General features: G+C 70.7%; 21 protein-coding genes and 2 pseudogenes. 5 read left to right on the top strand and 18 right to left on the bottom strand.

Annotation, left to right across the window (positions count from 1 at the left end; genetic code table 11):
* Positions 1-35 precede the first annotated feature (35 nt).
* A complete protein-coding gene (locus OG202_RS16080; protein WP_328222984.1) occupies positions 36-1,520 on the bottom strand; it encodes a ricin-type beta-trefoil lectin domain protein in 1,485 nt (494 codons plus the stop codon).
* Between the two features lie 495 nt (positions 1,521-2,015).
* Positions 2,016-2,192 carry a hypothetical protein gene (locus OG202_RS16085; protein ID WP_326585995.1) on the bottom strand — a complete coding sequence of 59 codons (177 nt, stop codon included), beginning with the start codon at positions 2,190-2,192 and terminating at the stop codon, positions 2,016-2,018.
* Here OG202_RS16085 and OG202_RS16090 point away from each other — a divergent pair.
* Positions 2,149-2,382 (top strand): annotated as a pseudogene (locus OG202_RS16090) (transposase); the annotation flags it as partial. The gene OG202_RS16085 and the pseudogene OG202_RS16090 sit on opposite strands and share 44 nt — an antisense overlap.
* Here the strand turns inward: OG202_RS16090 and OG202_RS16095 are convergent.
* The 16 genes and pseudogenes from OG202_RS16095 to OG202_RS16170 form a co-directional block, all read right to left on the bottom strand.
* Positions 2,379-2,723 (bottom strand): DUF2750 domain-containing protein, encoded by a 345-nt coding sequence (locus OG202_RS16095; protein WP_327729861.1) that lies wholly within the window; start codon positions 2,721-2,723, stop codon positions 2,379-2,381. The pseudogene OG202_RS16090 and the gene OG202_RS16095 sit on opposite strands and share 4 nt — an antisense overlap.
* Positions 2,724-2,768: 45 nt before the next feature.
* Positions 2,769-3,248: pseudogene (locus OG202_RS16100) on the bottom strand (zinc-binding dehydrogenase); the annotation flags it as partial.
* Between the two features lie 182 nt (positions 3,249-3,430).
* Positions 3,431-3,601 carry a hypothetical protein gene (locus OG202_RS16105; RefSeq protein ID WP_328222985.1) on the bottom strand — a complete coding sequence of 57 codons (171 nt, stop codon included), beginning with the start codon at positions 3,599-3,601 and terminating at the stop codon, positions 3,431-3,433.
* A 31-nt stretch (positions 3,602-3,632) separates the two neighbouring features.
* Positions 3,633-4,445, bottom strand: coding sequence for a hypothetical protein (locus OG202_RS16110; protein WP_327729859.1), 813 nt, complete (start codon positions 4,443-4,445; stop codon positions 3,633-3,635).
* A 50-nt stretch (positions 4,446-4,495) separates the two neighbouring features.
* On the bottom strand, positions 4,496-4,999 hold the full coding sequence (locus OG202_RS16115; RefSeq protein ID WP_327732266.1) for a hypothetical protein: 504 nt from the start codon (positions 4,997-4,999) through the stop codon (positions 4,496-4,498).
* A gap of 86 nt (positions 5,000-5,085) precedes the next feature.
* Complete coding sequence (locus OG202_RS16120) at positions 5,086-6,375, bottom strand: MlaD family protein (protein ID WP_328222986.1); 1,290 nt, start codon at positions 6,373-6,375, stop codon at positions 5,086-5,088.
* Positions 6,372-7,634, bottom strand: a complete 1,263-nt coding sequence (locus tag OG202_RS16125) for an MCE family protein (RefSeq protein WP_327729857.1) — start codon at positions 7,632-7,634, stop codon at positions 6,372-6,374. Before OG202_RS16125 ends, OG202_RS16120 begins: the two co-directional genes overlap by 4 nt.
* A gap of 80 nt (positions 7,635-7,714) precedes the next feature.
* On the bottom strand, positions 7,715-8,848 hold the full coding sequence (locus OG202_RS16130; RefSeq protein ID WP_327729856.1) for an MCE family protein: 1,134 nt from the start codon (positions 8,846-8,848) through the stop codon (positions 7,715-7,717).
* A complete protein-coding gene (locus OG202_RS16135) occupies positions 8,845-9,825 on the bottom strand; it encodes an MCE family protein (protein WP_326585841.1) in 981 nt (326 codons plus the stop codon). Before OG202_RS16135 ends, OG202_RS16130 begins: the two co-directional genes overlap by 4 nt.
* A 245-nt stretch (positions 9,826-10,070) precedes the next feature.
* Positions 10,071-11,108, bottom strand: coding sequence for an MlaD family protein (locus OG202_RS16140; protein ID WP_327729855.1), 1,038 nt, complete (start codon positions 11,106-11,108; stop codon positions 10,071-10,073).
* A complete protein-coding gene (locus OG202_RS16145) occupies positions 11,105-12,352 on the bottom strand; it encodes an MCE family protein (RefSeq protein WP_327729854.1) in 1,248 nt (415 codons plus the stop codon). Before OG202_RS16145 ends, OG202_RS16140 begins: the two co-directional genes overlap by 4 nt.
* Before the next feature lie 5 nt (positions 12,353-12,357).
* Positions 12,358-13,182 carry an MlaE family ABC transporter permease gene (locus OG202_RS16150; RefSeq protein ID WP_326582991.1) on the bottom strand — a complete coding sequence of 275 codons (825 nt, stop codon included), beginning with the start codon at positions 13,180-13,182 and terminating at the stop codon, positions 12,358-12,360.
* Positions 13,183-13,193: 11 nt separating this feature from the next.
* Positions 13,194-13,964: an MlaE family ABC transporter permease gene (locus OG202_RS16155; RefSeq protein WP_009313612.1), complete on the bottom strand. Its 771-nt coding sequence runs from the start codon at positions 13,962-13,964 to the stop codon at positions 13,194-13,196.
* The gene (locus tag OG202_RS16160) at positions 13,961-14,905 is read right to left on the bottom strand and encodes an ABC transporter ATP-binding protein (protein ID WP_326582990.1); all 945 of its coding nucleotides are present in this window, start codon (positions 14,903-14,905) and stop codon (positions 13,961-13,963) included. Before OG202_RS16160 ends, OG202_RS16155 begins: the two co-directional genes overlap by 4 nt.
* Before the next feature lie 179 nt (positions 14,906-15,084).
* Positions 15,085-16,191 (bottom strand): RNA polymerase sigma factor, encoded by a 1,107-nt coding sequence (locus tag OG202_RS16165; RefSeq protein WP_327729852.1) that lies wholly within the window; start codon positions 16,189-16,191, stop codon positions 15,085-15,087.
* 152 nt (positions 16,192-16,343) lie between these two features.
* A complete protein-coding gene (locus tag OG202_RS16170) occupies positions 16,344-17,321 on the bottom strand; it encodes a lytic transglycosylase domain-containing protein (RefSeq protein ID WP_328222987.1) in 978 nt (325 codons plus the stop codon).
* A gap of 636 nt (positions 17,322-17,957) precedes the next feature.
* Here OG202_RS16170 and OG202_RS16175 point away from each other — a divergent pair.
* From OG202_RS16175 to OG202_RS16190, 4 genes are all read left to right on the top strand, one after another.
* A complete protein-coding gene (locus OG202_RS16175) occupies positions 17,958-18,863 on the top strand; it encodes an NADP-dependent oxidoreductase (RefSeq protein WP_327729850.1) in 906 nt (301 codons plus the stop codon).
* Positions 18,864-18,940: 77 nt separating this feature from the next.
* Positions 18,941-20,002, top strand: coding sequence for an alkene reductase (locus tag OG202_RS16180; RefSeq protein WP_328222988.1), 1,062 nt, complete (start codon positions 18,941-18,943; stop codon positions 20,000-20,002).
* Positions 20,003-20,010: 8 nt separating this feature from the next.
* Complete coding sequence (locus OG202_RS16185; RefSeq protein ID WP_328222989.1) at positions 20,011-20,490, top strand: MarR family winged helix-turn-helix transcriptional regulator; 480 nt, start codon at positions 20,011-20,013, stop codon at positions 20,488-20,490.
* Between the two features lie 530 nt (positions 20,491-21,020).
* Positions 21,021-21,929 (top strand): SDR family oxidoreductase, encoded by a 909-nt coding sequence (locus OG202_RS16190; protein WP_328222990.1) that lies wholly within the window; start codon positions 21,021-21,023, stop codon positions 21,927-21,929.
* Positions 21,930-22,013 lie beyond the last annotated feature (84 nt).

A 22,013-nucleotide genomic window follows, 5' to 3' on the forward strand; every position in this document is an offset into this window, starting at 1 on the left:
GTCGGATCAGTGGTCGAGGGGACCAGGTGCCGGCATCAGCTTCTGGTCCACTGCTGGTTGCTGCTTCCGTTGCAGAACCAGACATCGACCGCCGTGCCGTTGCCGGTGCCTCCTCCGGCCGCGTCCAGGCAGAGCGCCGGGTTCGCGACGCTGGTCACCGTGAGGTCCGCGTTCACGTTCCACTGCTGTGCCGCCGCGCCGGTGCAGTCGTCGATGACCACGGGGTCTCCCGCCGTGGCTCCGGTGCCGCCCACCGTCATGCACTTGTTGCCGTAGACGGTGAGTTGTTTCTCCGCGTTCCAGTTCCAGGACTGGTTGCCGCCGTCGTTGCAGTCCCAGAGGTCGAGTTGGGTGCCGTTGGTCGTGCTGAAGCCGGGCACGTCGACGCAGCGGTCGGAGCCCACTCCGCGCAGGACCTCACCGGGAGGCGCGGGCGGCAGGTCGTTGACCGGCGGGGTCGTGCCGAAGCCGTAGCCCCAGCGCAGCTGCGCGACTCCGCTGGCGTTGTTGTCCACCAGGTTGCCCTCGGAGTCCAGCGACTCGATCGAGTAGGCGTCGCCGAACCTCAGGCCCGGCCAGTACACCAGTCCCATCCCCTTGCTGCGGGCGGTGTTGGTCACGGCCGCGAGATACGAGGTGTAGATGTTGCCGTTCCACGCGCCGTAGTTCAGTCCGGTGGTCATCGGGGAGCCGGCCTCGTCGATGATGGTCCGGCCGGCGTACGTGCCGATCCGGGCCTCGAGGTCGGCGACCCAGTCCGCCTGCTGGGTGTGGCTGGCCCAGAAGCCGTAGAAGTGCAGCGACAGCAGTGTTCCCCGCAGTGCGCGGGCCGCGCCGACACCGGTGACGTTGTCGTTGTAGCCGGTACCGCTGATCACGACACGGCCGCGCGGGACGTCCTTGTGCCGGGCCAGCCACCCACTGGTGACGGACACCCACTGGTCCAGGGTGTAGCCGTGCGGCTCGTTCATGGGCTCGAAGTAGACCCGTGGGTTGTGCTTGTACTCCCGCACCACGGTGTTCCACATCTTCTTCCAGGCGGCCGTGTCGTCGACCAGCCCGTCCTTGCTGGTGTTGGCCTCCCAGTAGCTGACGATGACCTTGTCGCCGTAGGCCGTGGCCGCGTCGATCGTCGCCCGGTACGACTTCCACCAGTTGGTGCCCACGGTTGCCGGGTTGATCGGCAGTCGCAGGGTGTTGGCGCCCAGGTTCTTCTTGAAGCCGCGCACCATGTGACTGGTGGTCCGGTACACGGTGCGGTAGTCGTCGGTCACCGACAGCCCGCTGGGCACCACGGCGTCACTGGCGTAGTTGTCGCGCGGGTCTGCCCAGTTCACCCCGCGGAAGTCACTGGTACCGCCCTTCGGCACAGACTTCACCGACGCGTACGAGGCGGCTGACGTCTCGGCGGCCGACTGGGCGAGGGCGGGGGCGGGGGCGGTCAGGAACATGAGTGTCGCGCCGAAGCCGGCCATGAGCACACTGGCCAGTCTTCTCGACCTCGTCGGGGTCTTGGTCATGTCGTCTCCAGTGACGGAAATCGCGGAGGGCGGAGTGAGGGTTCGTCACCTGAGCCGAGGCAGTGATGAACCAGGGTCCGGATACAGGCACTTGGACCCCTGTAAACCGGCCATGGTTACGTAACCATGGCTCGGACACTGGCACGACGCCCGCACCGGTGACAAGACCCGTGACGGTTCCGAAACGCGACGGACTTCTTCACCGGCCCCGGAGCGGTTCCTTGCCCGGTGGAGTCGAGGGCGGCCGTTCGGCAGGCCGTCGGCGGGGAGGGCGGGGACCTGCTTCGGGCTGCCGCCACCGGTCGGCGGCTTCCTCGGGCGGACCAGTCCCCTGCGCGGGTGGATGCCCGGCCGGCCGGCCGGCGCGGTGCTACGGCCGGCCAGAGGTCGGCGGAGGACACAGCGGCGGGGCCGGGACGGTCGTGCTGTCCCGGCCCCGCCTTGGTTCATCGCGCCGCGAGGGTGGGAGCGATGCTGGTTGTCACCTCGCTGCGGTCAGACGCCGATCGGGTTCCAGCCGTCGGTGCCGGCCAGGTACTTCTGGGCGGTGTATTCGGCCGCTTCGGCGGCGGTCAGCTGTGGTGACTCCGAGCCGGTGCCGGCTCCGGGGCCGAAGTTGCCGTACTCCCTGAAGGACCTCGGCGTGAAGCCGCTGATCGCCCGCCGTGGCACCGAGCACGGCTCCGGCCTGGGCAAGCAACGCTGGGTTGTAGAGCGCGCGTTCGCCCACCTGCACTGGTCCCGCCGACTGCGGATCCGCTGGGAGATCCGCGACGACATCCACGAAGCCTTCCTCACCCTCGGATGCGCACTCATCTGCTGGCGGCGACTGCGCGCTCCGGTGACCGATGCCGTGGGCTAGTTAGCCGCTGCTAGCCGGTTAAGAACTTCCTCGGGGGTAAAGCTCCAACCGACCAGGCGCGGCCCGCTCCAGTTGATGCCGATCACGAGTCCATCCCGGGCGGCATCTGGCAGTAAGCGATCGCACCAGGTGTCCAAGGGCATGGACTCAACGCGGAGCCCACGCCCCCAGATCTTTGCTGCCCTCTGGGCACGGGGCGAGGTCGACCAGAAGGGAAGACTTCGCGTGCCGTCCGCGGAGAGGTGAGTCGGGCTTCCGTCATCATCCCGGACAAGCCAGACCACTCTGCTTTCGCGGACGTCTCGGAAGAATGCCGCCGCTTGCGAACCGCTCTGACTCATGGCCACCGAGCCTACCGTTCCCCAACAGCCATTTCGTTAGGAGTTCTAAGCGACCGTGAGCACGATCTTGCCCTGGATGTGCCCTCGGGCGGCGCGTGCGTGCGCGGCTCGGGCATCCGCGAGCGCAAACGTACTGTCGATCGCGACGCGGACCGTGCCCGCGTCGAGCAGGCGCCCCAGTTCGGCAAGCTGCGTGCCGTTCGAGCGGACCTGGGCGCTGGAGACGGTGACGCCCAGCTTCGCGGTCTCTTCTTCGTCGAAGTCCCCGGGGAGCACGGGGAACTGGGAGCCGCCGGGCTTGAGCGTGCAGAGGAAACGCTTGCTGTCGGGGCCACCGACGGTGTCGAGAACGAGGTCGACGTCGTGCACGAGTTCCTCAGGGCGACTCTTGGTGTAGTCGATGAATTCGTCGGCGCCGAGCTCGCTCAGGAACGTTGCATGCGCGCCCGATGCCACCGCGATGACACGTGCGCGGAGGAACGCCGCCCCCGGGCCCGTAGCCAGAGGAACGCCGCCCGCGGGCCCGTAGCCGGAGTCGTCGCGCATGCGGACCAGCGAACTCGGCCACGCGACGCTCCGACGGGGGTGAGCCTCCGGCACGACCAGCCGGCCGACTCGGTCGGACGCGGATGGGCCAGTCGCTTCAGCGAGAGGGGCAGGCGAGGTCCGAAGACCCCGATGGTGCGCTCCTCTTCGGGGCCGGCGGTTCAGGACGACGCCGGAAGGGAGGAGAGCGTGCCGTCGGACTGGTGGAAGCGCTCGCACAGGACGGCACTGTCCGCTTCGAGTTCGGCGTTGCGCCGGCTGACGGCCCGGTCACGCTTCTCCGCCAACGGGGCAGGTCCACGCTGCTCATGGGTCCGACGCGGCTTGGTCATCGCAACACCCTCAGGGTCCGGCGCCTGCCTCCTAGAGCGCGTCCACGGCGCTCACCTTCCAGCCCTCGGAGGTGCGGGTGAGCGTCATCCGCACCCGGTTCAGATCCACGCGGGATCCCGTGACCTGGGTGCTCGTGGTGACCTGGTTGACGAACAGCAGGATGACGGCCTTGTCCGGTCCGGCCGACACGACGGACGCCGCAGGCCGGCCACCGTCTGCGGGTGCCGTCACCGTCGCCTTCACCACGCCGTGGTACTTCCTGGCGGTCGGTCCGACGACGGTCGTCGTGGTCCTGCGGTACTCGTCGCGAAAGGCGCCGGTCAGATGGGTGCGGGCCCGGGCGAAGTCCCGGTCGAGATGCCGGTAGTCGTACGACAGGACGACGGGCGCCGCCTTCCGCGCGGCCGCGAGCGCCTCTCCCCGCGCCTGTTCCGCGCGCCGCCCCTCCCGGTACTGCCACCCGAGCACGACGAGGGCGACCAGACCTCCCACGAGCACGACGCAGAGCGCCATGGTGAGCAGCCGTCGCCAGGGCCGTCGTACGGACGGGCTCTCCTTCGGCACGTCCTCGGACTCAGGCACATGGTCCGGCTCCGGTGCCGGCTCCGATGCCAGCGCTGGCTCCGGTGCCGGCTCCGATGCCGGCTCCGGCGGGTCGTCCCACCCGCCCGGAGCATCGATCACCACCGTGCGCCCGGAGTACCGCTCCTCGGCCCGTGGTGGCGCCTCGTTCGCGGGGTGTTCCACGCGCCGGGTGCGCTTGGCCGCCGCGCGGGCGGCCGCGGTCATGGTGCGGCGGGCGGGGGAGCCGGCGCCGCGGCCTCGCGAGGTCGTGTTCACCACGGTGTTTCTCCTCAACTCTGGTGCCTGCTGTTCGAACGGGAGGCCGGTCGTCAGCCAACGAACTCGACGTCGGAGGTCAGCCAGCGGCCGTCCTTGAGTACGAGGTCGAGTTGGAGCCGGTACGTGCGCGCCTCTCCGTCGGGCACGGCGGTGTTGGTCACCTTGCTGTCGGCGACGACCAGAACCCGGGCGGAGCGGGCGCCGGACCGCACGATGCCCGCTTCGAGGACCTGTCCCTCGGACACGGACTTGTTCTCGGCGACCAGTTCGGTCAACTGCTCGGTCTGCGCGGCGAACTGCTCCTTGAAGTCGCCGGTGGCGCTCTTGAGCACGTTCCCGCTGTCCCGGTCGTAGTGGCGGTAGTCGAGCGAGGTGAAGTTCAGCGCCGACTGCCGGGCCGCCGCCAGGACGTCCTGCCGCCGCTGCTCCGCCGCGCGCTGCCCCGACAGCCCGACGGCCAGCCAGACCGACAGCGCGGTCGTCAGGACGGTCGCGACGACGAGTCCGGCGGACAGCGCCCTACGGCGCCCCCGCGTCCCACTGCCGACGCTCATGCCATCGGTCTTCTCAGCACCGACGTTCATGCCATCGGTCTTCCCAGCACCGACGTTCATGCCATCGGTCTTCCCACCGCCGACGTTCATGCCATCGGTCCGACGAGTAGCCATTGCCACGACTCCTTTCCGAAGACGGTCTGTTCGCCGCCCGTCGAGCCGATCTCGACGGGTGTCCCGTCCGGACCGGTGGCGGTGCCGGTGTCCGGGTCGTACGGGGTGGCGTACGGGGTGACGTACGCGGCCCGTTCGGCGCCGTACGGCTCCGCCGACGCGCCGGGGGCGTTCTGCGCGCCGCGCACCGAGGTGTCGCTGCCGCGCGGCGCCGTGCAGCGCGCGTCGGTGTTCGCCGGGCGCGTGCTGGTGTCGGCGGGGTCGCGCCGCCGTGTCCCGCCGTACCCCTGGGTGCACGGCGGCGGGTCGTCGGCGCCCAGGACGAGGCCGAAGTGGGTGGTGCCGTCGCCCGGGACGACCGTGTAGCTGCCGGCGACGACGAGCGGGAAGGTGACCAGGGCCTGTTCGACTCCGGGCAGCCGCGCCACGGTGACCTGGCCGCCGCTGACGAGGTTGGCCAGCAGGACCGGCAGATGCGGCTCGGTGGACTTCAGCAGGGAGTTGACCTCCTGCGCGGCGGGCGCCGCGTTACCGATCAACCGGCGCAGGTCCCCGTCGCTCGACTTCAACTCCGCGGTGAGTGCCGCCAGATCGCGGGAGAACGACTTGATGGCCGAACCCTGGTCGGACTGTGTCTTGAGTACCGTCCTCGAGTCCTCGATCAGCGAGATCGTCTCCGGAAGCGTGTCGGACGCCGCCTCGACGAGTTCGTTGCCCGAGTCCACCAGCCGGCTCAGTCGTGGCCCGGTGCCGGAGAATGCCTTGCCCAACTCGTCGACGGTGGTCCGCAGATCGTCCTTGCCGACCGAGTTGACCAGCCGGTCGAGGCTGACGACGAGGTCGGTGGTGGGCAGCGGCACCCGGGTGCGCTCGCGCGGTATCGGGCTGCCGTCGAGCAGGTACGGGCCGCCGGTCCGCCGCGGCTGCAGATCGACGTACTGCTCGCCCACCGCCGAACGGTTGGCCACCACCGCCAGGATGTCGGCCGGAATACGGGGTGCGCCATCCTCGATCTCCAGGGCCACCGACACCCCTGAGCCGGACAGCCGCAGCTCGCCCACCCGGCCCACCGGCACCCCTCGGTAGGTGACCTCGGCCCCCGAGAAGATGCCCCCGGACGCCGCGAAGTCGGCCCGCACGGTGTAGCCGCGGTCGAGGACGTCGTCCACCAGGCCCGTGTACTCGGCGCCGACGTACGACACCCCGACGGCGGTGAGGGCGACGAAGGCGAGCAGCTGGGCCTTGACCGTACGGGTGATCACGGCTGTATTCCCTTCAGCATGAGCTCGGCGAGCGCGAGGTCGATCCCCGCCGGGAGGCGGCCGGAGTCCCCGCGGGGGCCGTAGCCCGCGGTGCACACCGGCGGGCACAGCAGGTCGTCGCCGTCCGTGGGCGCCGAGGGCTCGACCGGAACCTCCGGGGCCTTGGGCAGCGCGGTCGGCGTCGGGACACCGGGCACGTCCGGGAGATCCGGGAGGTCCGGGAGGTCCGGGGTGTCGGGGCCGTCGTCCCCCTCATCGGAGCCGCCGGGCTCACCGGGCTTGTCCGTGACGTTGCCGTAGAGGCCCGCCAGGTCGAGGTCGGCGGTGACCGCGAGGTTGACGTAGTCGCCCTCGACGGCGTCGACCACGTTGCGCGGGAACGGATAAGTGGTCAGCAGTTCGAGGGAGTTGGGCAGGTCGTCGCCCGCCTTGTTGAGCTGCCGCAGAATCGGTTTCAACTGCTTGAGGTTGGCGACGGTGTCGTCCCGCGAGGCGTTCACGACCCGCGTGCCGGTCTTGCTCAGCTTCGACAGGGCGGTGAGCATCCGCGTCAGGTCGCGGCGCTGGTCGGCGAGGACCTTCAGCGCGGGCGGCAGCGTGTCGACGGCCTCGGCGATCGTCTTCTTCTCCTTCTTCAGCCGCTTGGCCAGCCGGTCGATGCCCTTGAGGGCGCGGACGATGTCGGCGCGCTGCCCGTCGAGGCCGCCGAGGAACGTGTCGAGTTCCGTGAGCAGGGACCTGACCCGGTTCTCACGGCCTTCCAGGGCCTTGTTGAGCTCCACGGTGATCGTCTTGAGCTGGGCGACGCCGCCTCCGTTGAGGAGCGCGGACAGGGCGGACAGCACCTCCTCGATCTCCGGGTTGCGGCCGCTGCGGGACAGCGGGACGCGGTCGCCGTCGCGGAGCCGTCCGACGGGCGCGGTGCCGACCGGCGCGGACAGCGCCACGTACTTCTCGCCGAGCATGCTGGTCTGGCGGAGATCGGCGACCGCGTTGGCGGGCAGCTTCACCGAGTCGGCGACGCGCAGTCGCACCCGGGCGTGCCAGCCGACCAGTTCCACCTTCTCGACCGCGCCCACGGTGACGCCGTCGACCTTGACCGCCGACTGCGGCACCAGGTCCAGTACGTCCCTGAACTCGACCGTGACGTGGTAGGCGCGGCCGTCCGCCGCCGCTCCTCCGGGGAGCTGGATGTCGTACCAGCCGTTGAACCCGCAGCCCGACAGCAGCAGCGAGCCGGCGGCCGTCCACGCGACCATCCGTCCCCTGCGCGGCACGCTCGCGTCTCGCCTCGTAGGCGGGCTCATGCGTCGGCTCATGCTCGGGCTCACGCGTCGGCTCATGCTCGGGCCTCCAGGATTCCGCCGAGCGTGCGGTCGACCGTGCCCGTCGCGGCGGGGGCCGTCGGTACCTCGGGCAGGGAGTCGAAGAGCTTCTCCAGCTCCGCGCAGTCGGGGTTCTTGCCGCCCTCGTCCCCGGTCGTCTTCAGAAGGGAGCACAGGAGGGACGCCGGGTCCTGCGGCTCCTCGGGGTTGTTGCGGGTGTCGAGCGTGCCGGCGGAGGCGTTGTAGGCGTTCTGCAGGTTCGACAGACCCGCGGGGGCGACCTCCAACAGCTCCTCCAACGCGGCGCGTTGGGTGACCAGGACCTTGGTGACCTTGCTGAGGCCCCGCACGTTCGAGGTCAGCGACTTCTTGTTCTTCTTCACGAACTCCGACACGTCGCCGAGTGCCGCACCCAGGTGCTCCAGCGCCGCCGCGAGGTCCTTGCGCTCTCCGGCGAGCTGCTCCGCCACTGTGGCGAGGCTGCCGTTGAACGACCGCACGCTCTCGTCGTCGGCCGCCAGCGCGGCCGTGAACACCTGGAGGTTCTGTACGGTGCCGAACAGGTCACCCCGCCCGTCGGACAGGGTGGTGACGGCCTGCGAGAGGTCCTCGACGGTCTGGTTGAGGTTCTCGCCCTGGCCTTCGAGGTTGTCCGCGCTCACGCCCAGCAGCCGCGACAGCGAGCCGTCCTTGTTCGCGCCCTTCGGGCCAAGCGCCTCGGACGTGGTGTGCAGGCTGTCGAAGATCCGGTCCAGCTCGACGGGGACGGCCGTGCGCGACTCGGGAATGACGTCGCCGTCCCGCAGCACCGGGCCCCTGCGGTACACCGGCAGCAGCTGCACGTAACGGTCGCTGACCACCGAGGAGTTGATGATGGCGGCCTGCGCGTCCGCGGGCAGCCTGCGGCCCTCCTCGTACTCCAGCTCGACGCGCACCCGGCCGCCCTCCGGCGTGATCCGCTTGACCTCGCCGATGCGGACGCCGAGGACGCGGACATCCGAGCCGGGGTAGATACCGACGGTGCGGGGGAAGTACGCCGTGATCCGGACGGCCTGGGGGCGCGGCCACAGGACGACGGCGAGCGCGGCGAGGACCGCGAGCGCGGTGAGCAGTACCCGGATGCGCGGGACGGGCGAGCGCCTGGTCATCGTGAGCCTCCCGTACGTGGCACCACCGGGGCGGCGACCAGGTTCTGGACGTAGGAGTCGAACCACTGGCCGTTGCCGAGGGTGTTGGTGAAGACCCGGACATAGGGCGCGAGCAGCTTGACGCTCCGGTCCAGGCTCGCCTGGTTGCGTTCGAGCATCCTGACGAAGGTGTTGAGGTTCTTGAGCGCGGGCCCGATCTCCTCCCGGTTGTCCTCGACCAGGCCGGAGAGCTCGATGCCCAGCAGGGCGGAGTTCTTGAGCAGTTTGTGGATCGCGGCGCGCCGCTTGCTGATCTCCTTGAACAGCTTGTCGCCGTCCTTCACCAGCGCGGAGAAGTCCTCCGAGTGGTCGGCCAGCACCCCGGTGACCCCGTTCGCGTGGTCGAGGAGCCCGCGCAGCGCCTTGTCGCGCGAGGCCACCGTCCGGGAGATCCGTGACAGTCCCTTGATGGAGGCCCGGACCTCTGCGGGCGAGTCCTGGAAGGTGGTGGAGATCGTGTCCAGCGCCTTCGCGAGCTGCTCCGTGTCGACCTCCTCCGTCGTGGTCGTCAGGTCGCTGAACGCCTGCACGACGTCGTACGCGGACACCGTCCGCCGCAGCGGGATCTCGCTGCCCGGCTCCAGTCGGCCCGGTCCCTTCGGGTGCAGCGCCAGGTACTTCGCGCCGAGGATCGTCTTGACCCGGATGGAGGCTCCGGTGTCGGGGCCGAAGCCGGGGTCGTCCTTGACCTTGAAGGTCACCTTGACGTGGTCGCCGTCGAGATCGACGTCCTCGACCTTGCCGACCTTGACCCCGGCGATCCGCACCTCGTCGCCCGGCTTGAGGCCGCCCGCCTCCGAGAAGGCGGCGCTGTACGTCTCGCCGCCGCCGATCACCGGCAGGCTGTCGGCGTTGAACGCGGCCACGGCCAGCAACGCGAGGGTGGTGAGCCCGACCGCGCCGACGACCACGGGGTTGCGGTCCCGGAACGGCTTCATCCGCGGGCCGCCCGCCTTCCGGGGCAGTCTCAGCCTCGGCAGCTTCGGTGGCAGGACCCGCACCTTCATCAGGGGCTCGGGGCGTCGCTTCCCGCGCGGCAGGAGCCGCGGCTTCGGCAGTCCGAGCAGCCGCTTCGGCAGGCCGAGCGGCTTCGACAGCCCGGGCAGCCTCGGTGGCAGGACGCGCACCTTCATCAGGGGCTCGGGGCGGTGGCGCCGCGTCCTGCGCGCCGCGATGCGGATCCTCATGCGCCGCACCTCGCCCGCGCCACGTGGAACTCGGGGGTGAGCACCTGCTCCGTCTTCGGCAGCACGATCCGGCCGTCGAAGTCGCAGAGGTAGAAGTTGAACCACGAGCCGTAGGACGCCGTCCCCGTCAGCTCGGTGAGCTTGTTCGGCAGCCGCTTCAGCACGCCCTCCACGGTCTTCTCGTTCCTGTTCAGCGTTCCGGTGAGCTCGCCCAGCTCGGCGATGTCGTCCGTCAGCGGCGGGCGGGCGTCGTGCAGGAGCCCCGACGTGGCCTCCGTGAGGTCGCCGATGCTCACCACGGACTTCCCGATGGGCTTGCGGTCGGTGGACAGTCCGGAGATCACCCGCCGCAGTTGCTTCAGCAGTCCGGAGAAACGGCCACCGCGCTCGTCGAGCGTCTTCAGTACGGAGTTGAGATTGTCGATCACGGATCCGATCAGCTCGTCGCGGTCGGCGAGCGTCGTGGTGAGCGACGCCGTGTGCGCGAGGAGGCTGTTCACCGTGCCGCCCTCGCCCTGCAGGGTTTTGATGATCTCGGTGGCGAGCTGGTTGACGTCGTTCGGGCTGAGCGCGGCGAACAGCGGCTTGAAGCCGTTCAGCAGCGCGTTGAGGTCCAGCGCGGGCTGGGTCCTGGACAGCGGGATGGTGCCGCCGGGCCGCAGCCGGGTGCTGTCGCCGGCGCCCTCGGTGAGCGCGATGTACCGCTGCCCGACCAGGTTCCGGTAGCGGACGACCGCGCCGGTACTGGTGAGCAGTGGACGGTCCGCGGTGACCGTGAAGGTGACCTCGGCCAGCGTCCGGTCCTTGATCCGGATGCCCTCGACCTCGCCGACCCGCACCCCGGCCACGCGGATGTCGTCGCCCTCCTCCAGGCCGGTCACATCGCTGAACACCGCCCGGTACGTGTCCTTCGGCGCGAAGGAGATGTTGACGATGGTGGCGGCGAGCAGGGCCGTCGCCAGGATCGTGACCAGCGCGAAGAGGCCGAACTTCACCAGCGGGGCGGCGGCTTGACGGGCTCCTTGGGTCCTCATGCGACGCTCACCGCCGTTCCCCGGGCCAGCGGGCCGAACAGCAGGGTCGCGACGGGCGGCACCTCGTCCGCCGGTACGCCCATGGCGGGGGCCACGAGCGAGCCCACGGCCCGCTGCTCGGCCTCGGTGGCGGACACCTTGACACCTCCGGGCAGGGCGCCGCCCGAACCACCGGGCGACGTACCGTCGTTGAGCTCCGTGTGGGGTGCGGGCACCTGTGGACGGGGCAGACCCCGGCAGTTCGGCCCGGACCGCTCGGCGTAACGCGGCTCCTCGCCGGGCTCGTACGCGGCCTGCGGGCGTACGACTTCGAGGGTGATCCGCATCCGGCCGCCCCGGAACGCCTCCTGGGACGCCTTCTCCTGACGGACCAGGCCTTCGAGGAGGCAGGGGTACTCGGGTGAGTAGCGGGCGAACAGCTCCAGGGTGGGCCGGGAGACCCGGCCCAGGGTGATCAGCCGGTCGCCGTTCGCGTCGAAGAAGTCCTCACCGGTGCCCGCGACGGTCGCCGTGGTGCGGAGCGCGGCGGCCAGCCGGTCCTTCTTCTCGACGATCGTGCGGCTGGTGGTGACCGTGTTCCGCAGGATCCGCATCAGGTCGGGCGCCGCGTCCCCGTACACCTCGGTGACATCGGCGAAGCGCGAGATGTCCTCCTTGAGGGACGGCAGATGCGGGTTGAGGCGGCGCAGATAGCTTTCGACGCGGGTGAGGTTGTCGCCGATCCGGTCGCCGCGGCCCTCCAGCGCGGTGGCGAACGCCGAGAGCGTGGCGTTCAGTTCGGCCGGCTCGACCGTGCGCAGCAGCGGCAGCAGGTCGTTCAGCAACCGCTGCAGTTCCATGCCCGCCTTCGTACGGTCCTGGGTGATGACGTCCCCTGCGCGGATGGGCCGGGCCGAGGAACCGCGCGGTGCCACGAGATCGACGTACTTCTCGCCGAACAGCGTCTTGGGCAGCAGCCGGGCGTGCACGTCCGACGGGATGGACGTGACGTACTCCGGCTTGAGCGCGATGTCGAGGGTCGCCTTCTCGCCGTCCGCGCGCACCGAGCGCACCTCGCCGACCAGCAGCCCGCGCAGCTTGACGTCGGCGCGCGGATCCAGCTGGTTGCCGAGGCTGCCGGCCTCCAGCGTGATGCGCACCACCGAGGTGAACGCCTGCTGGTAGACGGCCACGGCGAGCGACAGCAACAGCGCGAGCACGGCCACGAAGGCGATGCCGTACAACCGAAGTCTCAGTACTCTCATCGACCTCACCCCGCGATCCGTACGGTCGTGTTGGCGCCCCAGATCGCCAGGCTCAGAAAGAAGTCCAGGACGTTGATGGCGACGATCGACGTCCGCACCGCACGGCCCACGGCGACGCCGACCCCGGCGGGTCCGCCGCTCGCGTAGTAGCCGTAGTAGCAGTGCACCAGGATGATCAGTACGGCGAAGACGATCACCTTGCCGAAGGACCACAGCACGTCGACGGGCGGCAGGTACTGGTGGAAGTAGTGGTCGTACGTGCCGGTCGACTGCCCGTAGTAGACGGTGGTGATGGTGCGGGCGGCGAGGTAGGAGGACAGCAGGCCGATCACGTACAGCGGGATCACGGCGACGAAACCGGCGACCATCCTGGTGGTCACCAGGAACGGCAGCGAGGGCACGCCCATCACCTCCAGGGCGTCGGTCTCCTCACTGATCCGCATCGCTCCGAGCTGTGCGGTGAAGCCGGCGCCGACCGTGGCGGACAGGGCGAGCCCGGCCACCAGCGGGGCGATCTCCCGGGTGTTGAAGTACGCCGACAGGAAGGCCACGAAGTTGGAGGTGCCGAGCTGGTTGAGGGCCGCGTAGCCCTGGAGGCCCACCTCGGTGCCGGTGAAGAACGACAGGAAGGCGATGACGCCGACGGTGCCGCCGACGACGGCCAGCGCCCCGCGCCCGAAGCTCACCTCGGCGAGCAGCCGCACGATCTCCTTCTTGTAGCGGCGCAGGGTGCGGCCCGTCCACGCGAGCGAGCGGCCGTAGAAGGAGAGTTGGACGCCCAGCTCCTCCAGCGAGCGGAGCGGGCGGTCGAGGAGTCGTAGAGGTCGCATCGTCGGTTCCCTCAGCCCCTCTGCGGGACGACTTGGAAGTACACCGCGGTCATCACGAAGTTCGTCACGAACAGCAACATGAAGGTGATCACCACGGACTGGTTGACCGCGTCGCCGACGCCCTTGGGGCCGCCCTTCGCGGTGAGCCCCTTGTACGAGGCGACGATCCCGGCGATCGCCCCGAACACCAGCGCCTTCACCTCTGCCGCCCACAGGTCGGAGAGCTGGGCGAGGGTGGTGAAGGACGCCAGATACGCGCCGGGCGTGCCGTTCTGGAGGATCACGTTGAAGAAGTAGCCGCCGGCCACGCCCACGACCGACACCAGGCCGTTGAGCAGCACGGCCACCACCATGGAGGCCAGGACGCGGGGTACGACCAGCCGGTGGATCGGGTCGATGCCGAGTACCTGCATGGCGTCGATCTCGTCCCGGATCTTGCGCGCCCCGAGGTCCGCGCAGATCGCCGTGCCGCCCGCGCCCGCGATCAGCAGCGCGGTGACGATCGGCGAGGCCTCCCGCAGGACGGCGAGGACGGAGGCGGCACCCGCGAAGGACTGGGCGCCGAGCTGCCGGGTCAGGCTGCCTATCTGGAGGGCGATGACGGCCCCGAAGGGGATCGACACCAGGGCCGTCGGCAGGATCGTGACGCTCGCGACGAACCACGCCTGCTGGATGAACTCCCGCGCTTGGAAAGGCCGTCGGGGGATGGTCCGCACGACGTCCAGCGCCATCGCGAACAGGTTGCCCGAGTGCCGCAGCGCTCCGGTCGGCGACAGGCTCATGCTCCGGCCACCTCCTTCCGGTGCGATGCGGCCTCCCGCTGCGCGATGGCCTCCCAGCGGGGCGGCCTGGTGATGCCCGGACCCGGCAGCAGGCGGGGAGGCAGCTCCTGACTGCCGGGCGTCGTGGTGGGCTCGCCGTCGCCGAGCTGGGCCAGCTCCTGCTCGACCTGGGCGGCGTCCTTCTCCTCCGCCATGCCGATCGGCCCCTGCATCCGGCCGTTGAGGAACTGCCGTACGACGGGCTCGTCGCTGGACAGCAGCTTCTCGCGAGGGCCGAACATCACCAGCTCACGCCGGAACAGCAGTCCGATGTTGTCCGGCACCTGGCGGGCCGAGGCGATGTCGTGCGTGACGATCAGGAAGGTGGCGTCGATCTGCGCGTTGAGGTCGACGATCAGCTGGTTGAGGTAGGCGACGCGTACGGGGTCGAGGCCCGAGTCGGGCTCGTCGAAGAGGATGATCTCGGGGTCCAGCACCAGGGCCCGTGCCAGCCCGGCCCGTTTGCGCATACCGCCGGAGATCTCGCCGGGCAGCTTCTCCTCGGCGCCGATCAGCCCGACCATGTCCATCTTCTCCAGCACGATGCGCCGGATCTGGCTCTCCGACTTCCGGGTGTGCTCGCGCAGCGGGAAGGCGATGTTGTCGTACAGGTTCATCGAGCCGAACAGCGCGCCGTCCTGGAACAGCACCCCGAAGAGCTTCCGCACCTCGTACAGCTCGTGCTCACGGAGCTTGGTGATGTCCCGCCCGGCGACCTTGACCGAGCCGCGTTCCGGCTTCAGCAGCCCGACGAGCGTCTTGAGGAACACCGACTTGCCCGTGCCCGAGGGGCCGAGCATGACCGATACCTCCCCGGCGGGCAGCGTCAGCGAGACGTCCTGCCAGATGACCTGGTGGCCGAAGGACTTGGTCAGCCCTTCCACACAGATCTCGACACCCATCCGGTCCACCCTTCAGCCGTGGAGCAGCTCCGACATCTGCTCTACGGGGAGGGGCGGGGCGTCCGTCGCGACGAGGCCGATTTTTTTCGGACGGGTTTACGGACGGGCTCGCGGACGGTGTGCGGACGGGCGGCCCGACGGCCGGCCATGCGGCCTTATCGGCCGCCGGACCTGCGTGTCTACGGAAGCACGGTCGCGGTGGAGGGGGAAGCGGAGGAGGAAGCGGACGGTACGACGACGGAGGTGTCCGGAACCGACGACAACGGCGACACCGGCGACACCGAGGCAACGGCGGACTCGGCCGGCACACCGGGGGCATCCGGCACCCCGGGGATATGAAGTATGTCCGGGGTGTCCGAGGTGTCCGGCAGCTCCGGCACGCTCGGAACCCCGGGGACGCCGGGAACGCCGGGAACGCCGGGCGCCGGCAGCAGCGGAAGCGGGGAGACCGAGACCTCCGGCAAGGGCGGCACGGACAGCGGCAGCATCGATCCGTCGTCGGACGCGGATCCCGCCGGACCGTCGCCGGGAGCCCTCGACGCGGGCGACTCCTCGCGCGGCTCCGGCGCGCGCACCGGGCCGCCCCCGTCGGTCGTGAGCGACTCCGAGGGCCCGGACACGGAGGGCCGCGGAGCCGCACCGCCTCCTCCCCCGCCCCCGTCGAGTGCGTACGGCAGCACGAACCCCGCCACCGCCAGGGTCGCCGCCGTCGAGGCGACGGCCACGGCCTGTGCCCTCCCGCCTCCCCGCGGCCGTCCGCGCCCGAGCAGGAACAGCACCACGCCGAGCGTCCCGGCCAGCGAGGCGCGCAGCGTCCGCCGGGCCCGGGCGAGCAGCGACTCGACGGTCCGGTAGCTCAGCCCCATCTCCGTGGCGACCTGGCCGACGTCCAGGTCCTCGGACTTGAGCCGCAGCGCCTCCGCCTGGCGGGCGGGCAGCTCCCCGCTGCGCACGGCCAGCCACTTCGCCTCGGCACGGTCGCACACCGCCTCCTCGACGGGCACCGGGCCCGGGGCGATCAGCGTGGGACTGGTGCGCACCTCGGCCTCACGGTTGACCTGCCGGTACCGGTCGACGCACAGCCGCATGGTCACGGTCGTCAGCCAGGCGCCGAGGCGCTCGTCGTCGAGGTCCGGGCGCTCGGCGGCGCGCAGCATCGCCTCGTGCACGGCGTCCTCGGCGTCCTCCGGGCTCATCGACCTGCGCCGGGCCACCTTGAGCAACTGCTCGCGGTGGCTCCACATGCGCTGCCAACGGTTGTGGTCCGCCTCTGTCCCAGCAGCCATGGCCGCCTCTGTCTCAGCAGGCATGTCCGTCGCCATGAGGGCCCCTTCGCGCTCACTCCGCCGTCTCGTGCCGTCCGGCGGGGGGCGACATTACCGCCCGGTATCCGTGGTTGTGGAGGGGGGCGGGCGCATCGTGTCCTCACTGTTGCTGGTCAGCGGGCCGGTACCGCGGGTGACCGGGGGACCGTGCCGGGCAGCACGTCGTCGCCGGGCAGCTCCACGCCCGGATCGGGTACGGGGACGGCCGGCTCCTCCTCCCCTCCGGCCGCCGGACGGGACGGGGCGGGAGAAGGGGAGGGCGAGGCGGGCGCCGTGGACGGCGCGGGGGACGGGCGCGCGCTCGGGTGCTCGGACGGCCTCGGCGAGGGTTTACGCGTGCTGCTCGCCCGTGGCGTCTCGGGGCGCGCGGCCGTCCCGGCGTCGCTCCGGTCCGGCACCACCCGATGCCCTGTCAGGAAGTACGCGTACCAGGCCCTGACCGTGCGCAGATAGGCCGACGAGTGGTTGTAACCGAGGACGGCCCGATCCAGGTCGGCGGGGTCGGAGAGGTCCCTCCCGCCCGCGCACAGATAGCGCCCGGCGGCGAGCGCCGCGTCGAAGACGTTGTTCGGATCGGCCCGTCCGTCGCCGTTGCCGTCCTTGCCCCAGCGGGTCCAGGTCGACGGGATGAACTGCATCGGGCCGACCGCCCGGTCGTACGCCGTGTCCCCGTCGTACCGGCCGCCGTCGGTGTCCCGGATGACCGCGAAGGCGCCGCCGTTCAGCCGGGGGCCGAGGATCGGTGTCACGGTCGTGCCGTCCGAGGTCACCCGGCCGCCGCGCGCATGACCCGACTCCACCTGGCCGATGGCGGCCAGCAACTGCCACTCCAGCCGGCATCCCGGTGCGGTGCCCGCGAGCTCCGACTCGGCGCGCCGGTACGCGGCGAACACGGTCGCGGGCAGTGCGCCGCCGGCCGGCCCCGCGGCGGTGTCCTCGTCGGACTTCCCGGCCCGCAGTGGCGGAAGCCGGGTGCGGTACAGGTCGTCGCCGGACACACTCGGCCCGTGCTCGGCGCGCGCCGCGTTCCGCACCGGCTCCGCGGCCTGTGCCGAGGGCCCCGGCGCCTGGGAGGCGGTCAGCGCGGCCATCGCCGCCGCGATCGCCGTGTATCTGGTCCCTCTGAATGCCCCTCTCGCCGTACCGACCGTCCTGAACAACATGCGCACCGCCACCTCGCGGCCCCTCCCTGTACGGATTCCGTCCTCTGCTCTACGCGGACGGTCGGTGCGTCCGTCGCCGGAGGAGGAGCACGCAGGGGAACAGTGTCGGCCGTCTCCCCGTAGTTCCGGCCGGCCTCGGCAGCAACTCCGTGGCCCCTCACGGGCAGCGGATTCAGTCCGCTGGGCCAAAGCCCAGCCCCTGATGAGACGTTTCCGCAGGTCAGCAGCCCAGCACACCTTCGGTGCGCGCCGGGCGGGGCTCGCAGATCAGCATGGCACCGAGGGGTATCCACGGGCCCAGAGCACGACCTGGGGCTCGACGACGAAGGAGGAGAGGGAAGCAAGTCGGAGGCCACCCAGGCGGCCGACCGCGAGCCGACCCGGGCCCTGAACCAGAAAAGAGCCGCGCACCGCCAGGGTCTCGCCGCCTCGAGGAGACCGACGCGCCCGCGCCCGATCTCGCACAGCCCGAGCGACAGCAAATACTTGGCCAGCCACATGTTTGCTGTTACGTTGGTTATGTGTCCAGCCACCTAAATGGGTGGTGGCGCGAGAGGAGTCGTCGTGAAAGCCATCCTGTTCGACCGTTTCGGAGGCACGGAAGTGCTGCGCGAGGCGGACATCGAGGTCCCACTGCCCGGCCCCGGGCAGGTCCGCGTCCGTGTCAAGGCGGCCGGGCTGAACGCGCTGGACGGCAAGATCCGCTCCGGGGCCATGGAGGCCGTGTTCCCCACGCCGCTCCCCTCCGTCCCCGGTCACGAGCTCGCCGGCGTGGTGGACGCCCTGGGTGAGGGCGTGCAGGACGTGCAGGTGGGCGATGAGGTACTGGGCTGGTCGGACACCGGCGCGTACGCCGAGTACGCGCTGGCCACCACCGTGGCTCCCAAGCCCACCGACCTCGACTGGCAGCACGCGGTCGCGCTGCCGGTGGCGGGCGAGACGGCCGAGCGGGTCCTGAACCTGCTGGGCGTCGCCGCCGGGGAGACCATACTGATGCACGGCGCGGCCGGAGCGGTCGGAACCCTGGCGGTCCAGCTCGCCACGGCCCGCGGAGCGCGGGTCATCGGCACCGCCGGCCCCGCCAACCAGGAATACCTCGCCTCGCTCGGCGCCACCGCGACCGTGTACGGCGAGGGCCTGGTCGAGCGGGTCCGGGCGCTCGCCCCCGACGGCGTGGACGCGGTGTTCGACCTGGCCGGGAAGGGAGCCCTCGAGGACTCCATCACCCTGCGGGGCGGCACCGAGCGCATCGTCACCATCGCCGACTTCCGCGCGCATCAGCTCGGCATCACCTTCGCCAGCGGTGGCCAGGAACGCTCGGCCGCCCGCCTGGCCGCCCTGGCCCAGGACGCCGCGACCGGCAAGGTCGTCACCACCGTCACCGCCTACCCGCTCGCCCAGGCCGCCACGGCCCAGCAGGTCAGCGACGCCGGGCATGTCCGGGGCAAGCTCGTCCTCACCCTCGACTGACCACGCCCGCCCCTACTTCCGCCACGCCCCCGCTTTCCCGATCACCACCTGTTCATCACCGCACCGAAGGACCCTTCATGCTGAACGCCCTGTGGACACCGACCACCGTCGGTGGCATCTCCCTCCCGCACCGCCTGGTCATGGCCCCGATGACCCGTGACCGCTCCACACCTGAAGGCGTACCGACCGAGCTGAACGCCGAGTACTACGCCCAGCGGGCCTCGCACGCGCTCATCATCACCGAGGGAACCCAGCCCTCCACGGACGGCCAGGGCTACCTCCTCACCCCCGGCATCCACAATGACGAGCAGATCGCCGGGTGGCGCAAGGTCACCGACGCCGTGCACGCGGCCGACGGCCGGATCGTCATCCAGCTGATGCACACCGGACGTATCTCCCACCCCGACAACACCCCGCACGGCCGTCAGCCGGTCGCCCCTTCGGCGATCCGGCCGCAGGGCGCGATGTTCACCATGTCCGGGCCCCAGGAGATGCCGGCACCCCGTGCTCTGTCGACGCAGGAGGTCGCGGCGACCGTCGACGACTTCCGCCGCGCCGCGGCGGCCGCCGTCGCGGCAGGCGCCGACGGCGTGGAGATCCACGGCGCCAACGGCTACCTGGTGCACCAGTTCCTGTCCGACAACACCAACCAGCGCACCGACCGCTACGGCGGTTCCCTCGACAACCGCATCCGCTTCGCCGTCGAGGTCGCCGCTGCCGTGGCCGACGAGATCGGCGCCGACCGCACCGGCCTGCGCATCTCCCCCGGCAACCCCTTCAACGACATCGCCGAGTCCGACACCGCCGAGCTGTATCCGGCGCTCCTGCGCGCCCTGAGCCCGCTCGGCCTCGCCTACCTCCACGTGATGCACGCGGGCGACGAGGAGCTGCTGGGCACCCTGCGCGCGCTGTGGCCGACCACGCTGATCCTCAACCGGGCCGGCACCGACCTGCCCACCCGCGCCAAGGACGTCGACAACGGCACGGCCGACCTCGTCTCCGTCGGCGCCCTCGCGCTCGCCAACCCGGACCTCGTCGAGCGGCTACGCTCTGACGCGCCGCTGAACACCCCCGACCCGGCGACCTTCTACGGCGGCGGAGTGGCCGGCTACACCGACTACCCCACCCACACCGTCTGAGGAACCGCATGCCCGCCTCCACCCACCGCACCCCCTCCACGGCCGGCGAGGGGCCGATGAGCTACGCGATCTTCCAGCTCGCCCGTGCTCACCGCGCCCGCGCCGCCGTCATGCTCCGCGGGATGGACCTGCACCCCGGACAGGAACTGCTGCTCATGCAACTCCTCGACCGGGACGGCCAGACCCAGTCCGAGCTGCTCGAAAGCGTCGGCCTGGACCACTCCACCGTCTCCAAGTCCCTGCGCCGCATGCAGGACGCCGGTCTGCTCGTGCGCGAGCCGGCCGCACACGACCGGCGTGTCATGGTCGTCCACCTCACCGACAAGGGCCGGGCGTTGCGCGAGCCCCTGGCGGCCATGTGGCGGGCCCTGGAAAGGACCTCCGCGCTGAACCTGTCGGCGCAGCAGGCGGAGTCCTTCGTCCGTATCGCCTACGCCATCACCGACGCGATCAACAGCGGTGACGTCGCGGCGGAAGAGTCCGAGTAGCTCCCCTGGGCCCGCACCCCGGTTCCGGCCTGGAGTGCGCATCGTTTCCGGCCTTCCCGCGAAGGGGACAGTGCCGCAGCGCACTCGGCCCCCGAAGGCCCGTGCTGGACGGAGCCAGGCTCCCCGGCTGTCCGAAGAAGGCCCGGCGAGCCTAGTCGGCGGATGTGACGGAACCCGCCCGTTCACCCCGGTACGTCGGGGAGAACCGGGGTGAACGGGGCCTCAGGGTGAGGGGCGAGCGCGAGCTGCCCCGGTGGAGGCAGGACGGAACTCACTCGGGGCAGGGCGACACCAGGCGAGCCCTTCCCGTCGCCGGCCGGCCCGCATGAAGGATGGCCGCGTCACCCGCGTCCGGGTCACCTTCGACCCCCGCAACCTCCCGCAGGCCGGCGGTGGCGCGCGCCGTGGATCCGCCCATCACAGGCCAGCCCCTGAGCACAACCGGGCCCACGGCGCCCACCTCCCGCGACCACCACGGCCCCGCCCACCCCATTCCCCACACCACTGACCTGATGGAAAGTGAGACCCCCATGACCACCACCCTCCCCGTCCTCGTCGTCGGCGCGACCGGCTCCCTCGGCGGCAAGGTCGTCGACGAACTGCTCAAGCGCGGTAAGAACATCCGCGCCCTGGTCCGGCCGACCACCGACGCGAGCAGGCTCGAAAGCCTGGGTGTCGAGATCGCCCGCGGCGACATGCTCGACCTCGACTCGCTCGTCGCCGCCATGAACGGAGCCGATGCCGTCATCACCACCGCTGCCGGCTACACCCGCGGCGGCAAGAACGCGCACGACATCGACACCGTCGGCAACGCCAACCTCGCCGAGGCAGCCCACCGCGCCGGCGTCCGGCGGTTCGTCCTGACCAGCATCCTCACCAGCGACCGGACGCCCCAAGTCCCGCACTTCTGGCACAAGAAGATCGCCGAGGACAGGCTCGAACAACTCGGCGTCCCGTTCGTCGCACTGCGCCCGGGGGCATTCCTCGACCAGATCGCGACCATGGCGGGCAACCCGATCGACAAGGGCCGCCTGATATGGATCGGCAAGACCACCGCCCCGCTGACCTTCGTCCACACCTCCGATCTCGCGGCGTACCTGGCGGTCGCCGTCGACGCCGAGGCAGACAACGGTGAGCGCATCGACATCGGCTGGGACCGACCGGTCAGCATGCGCGAGATGGCCGACCTGATGGGCCACCAGGCCGGAAAGAAGATCAAGGTGTGGACCGTCCCCTCCGTCGTAGCCCGCGCCGCAGGCGCCGTCGCCGGCCGCTTCATGCCTCTGGTCAAGGACATGGCCGCGATGTTCAGCTGGTTCGACAGCGGCCGCTACGTCGCCGACCCCCGCCGCCAGGAGCAGCTGTTCGGCCCCGCCCCCACCGCCGAGGACGCCCTCGGCCGGTACACGGACGAACTGCGCACGGCGCAGCACCGGTGACCGGCCCGCATGCCGGTCCGGCCGCCCGGACGGCCAACCGATGAGGGGGAGGAACCGCTCTGACAGATCGCCGTACGTTCCTAC

The organism is Streptomyces sp. NBC_00310 (assembly GCF_036208085.1).
Taxonomy (GTDB): Bacteria; Actinomycetota; Actinomycetes; order Streptomycetales; family Streptomycetaceae; genus Streptomyces.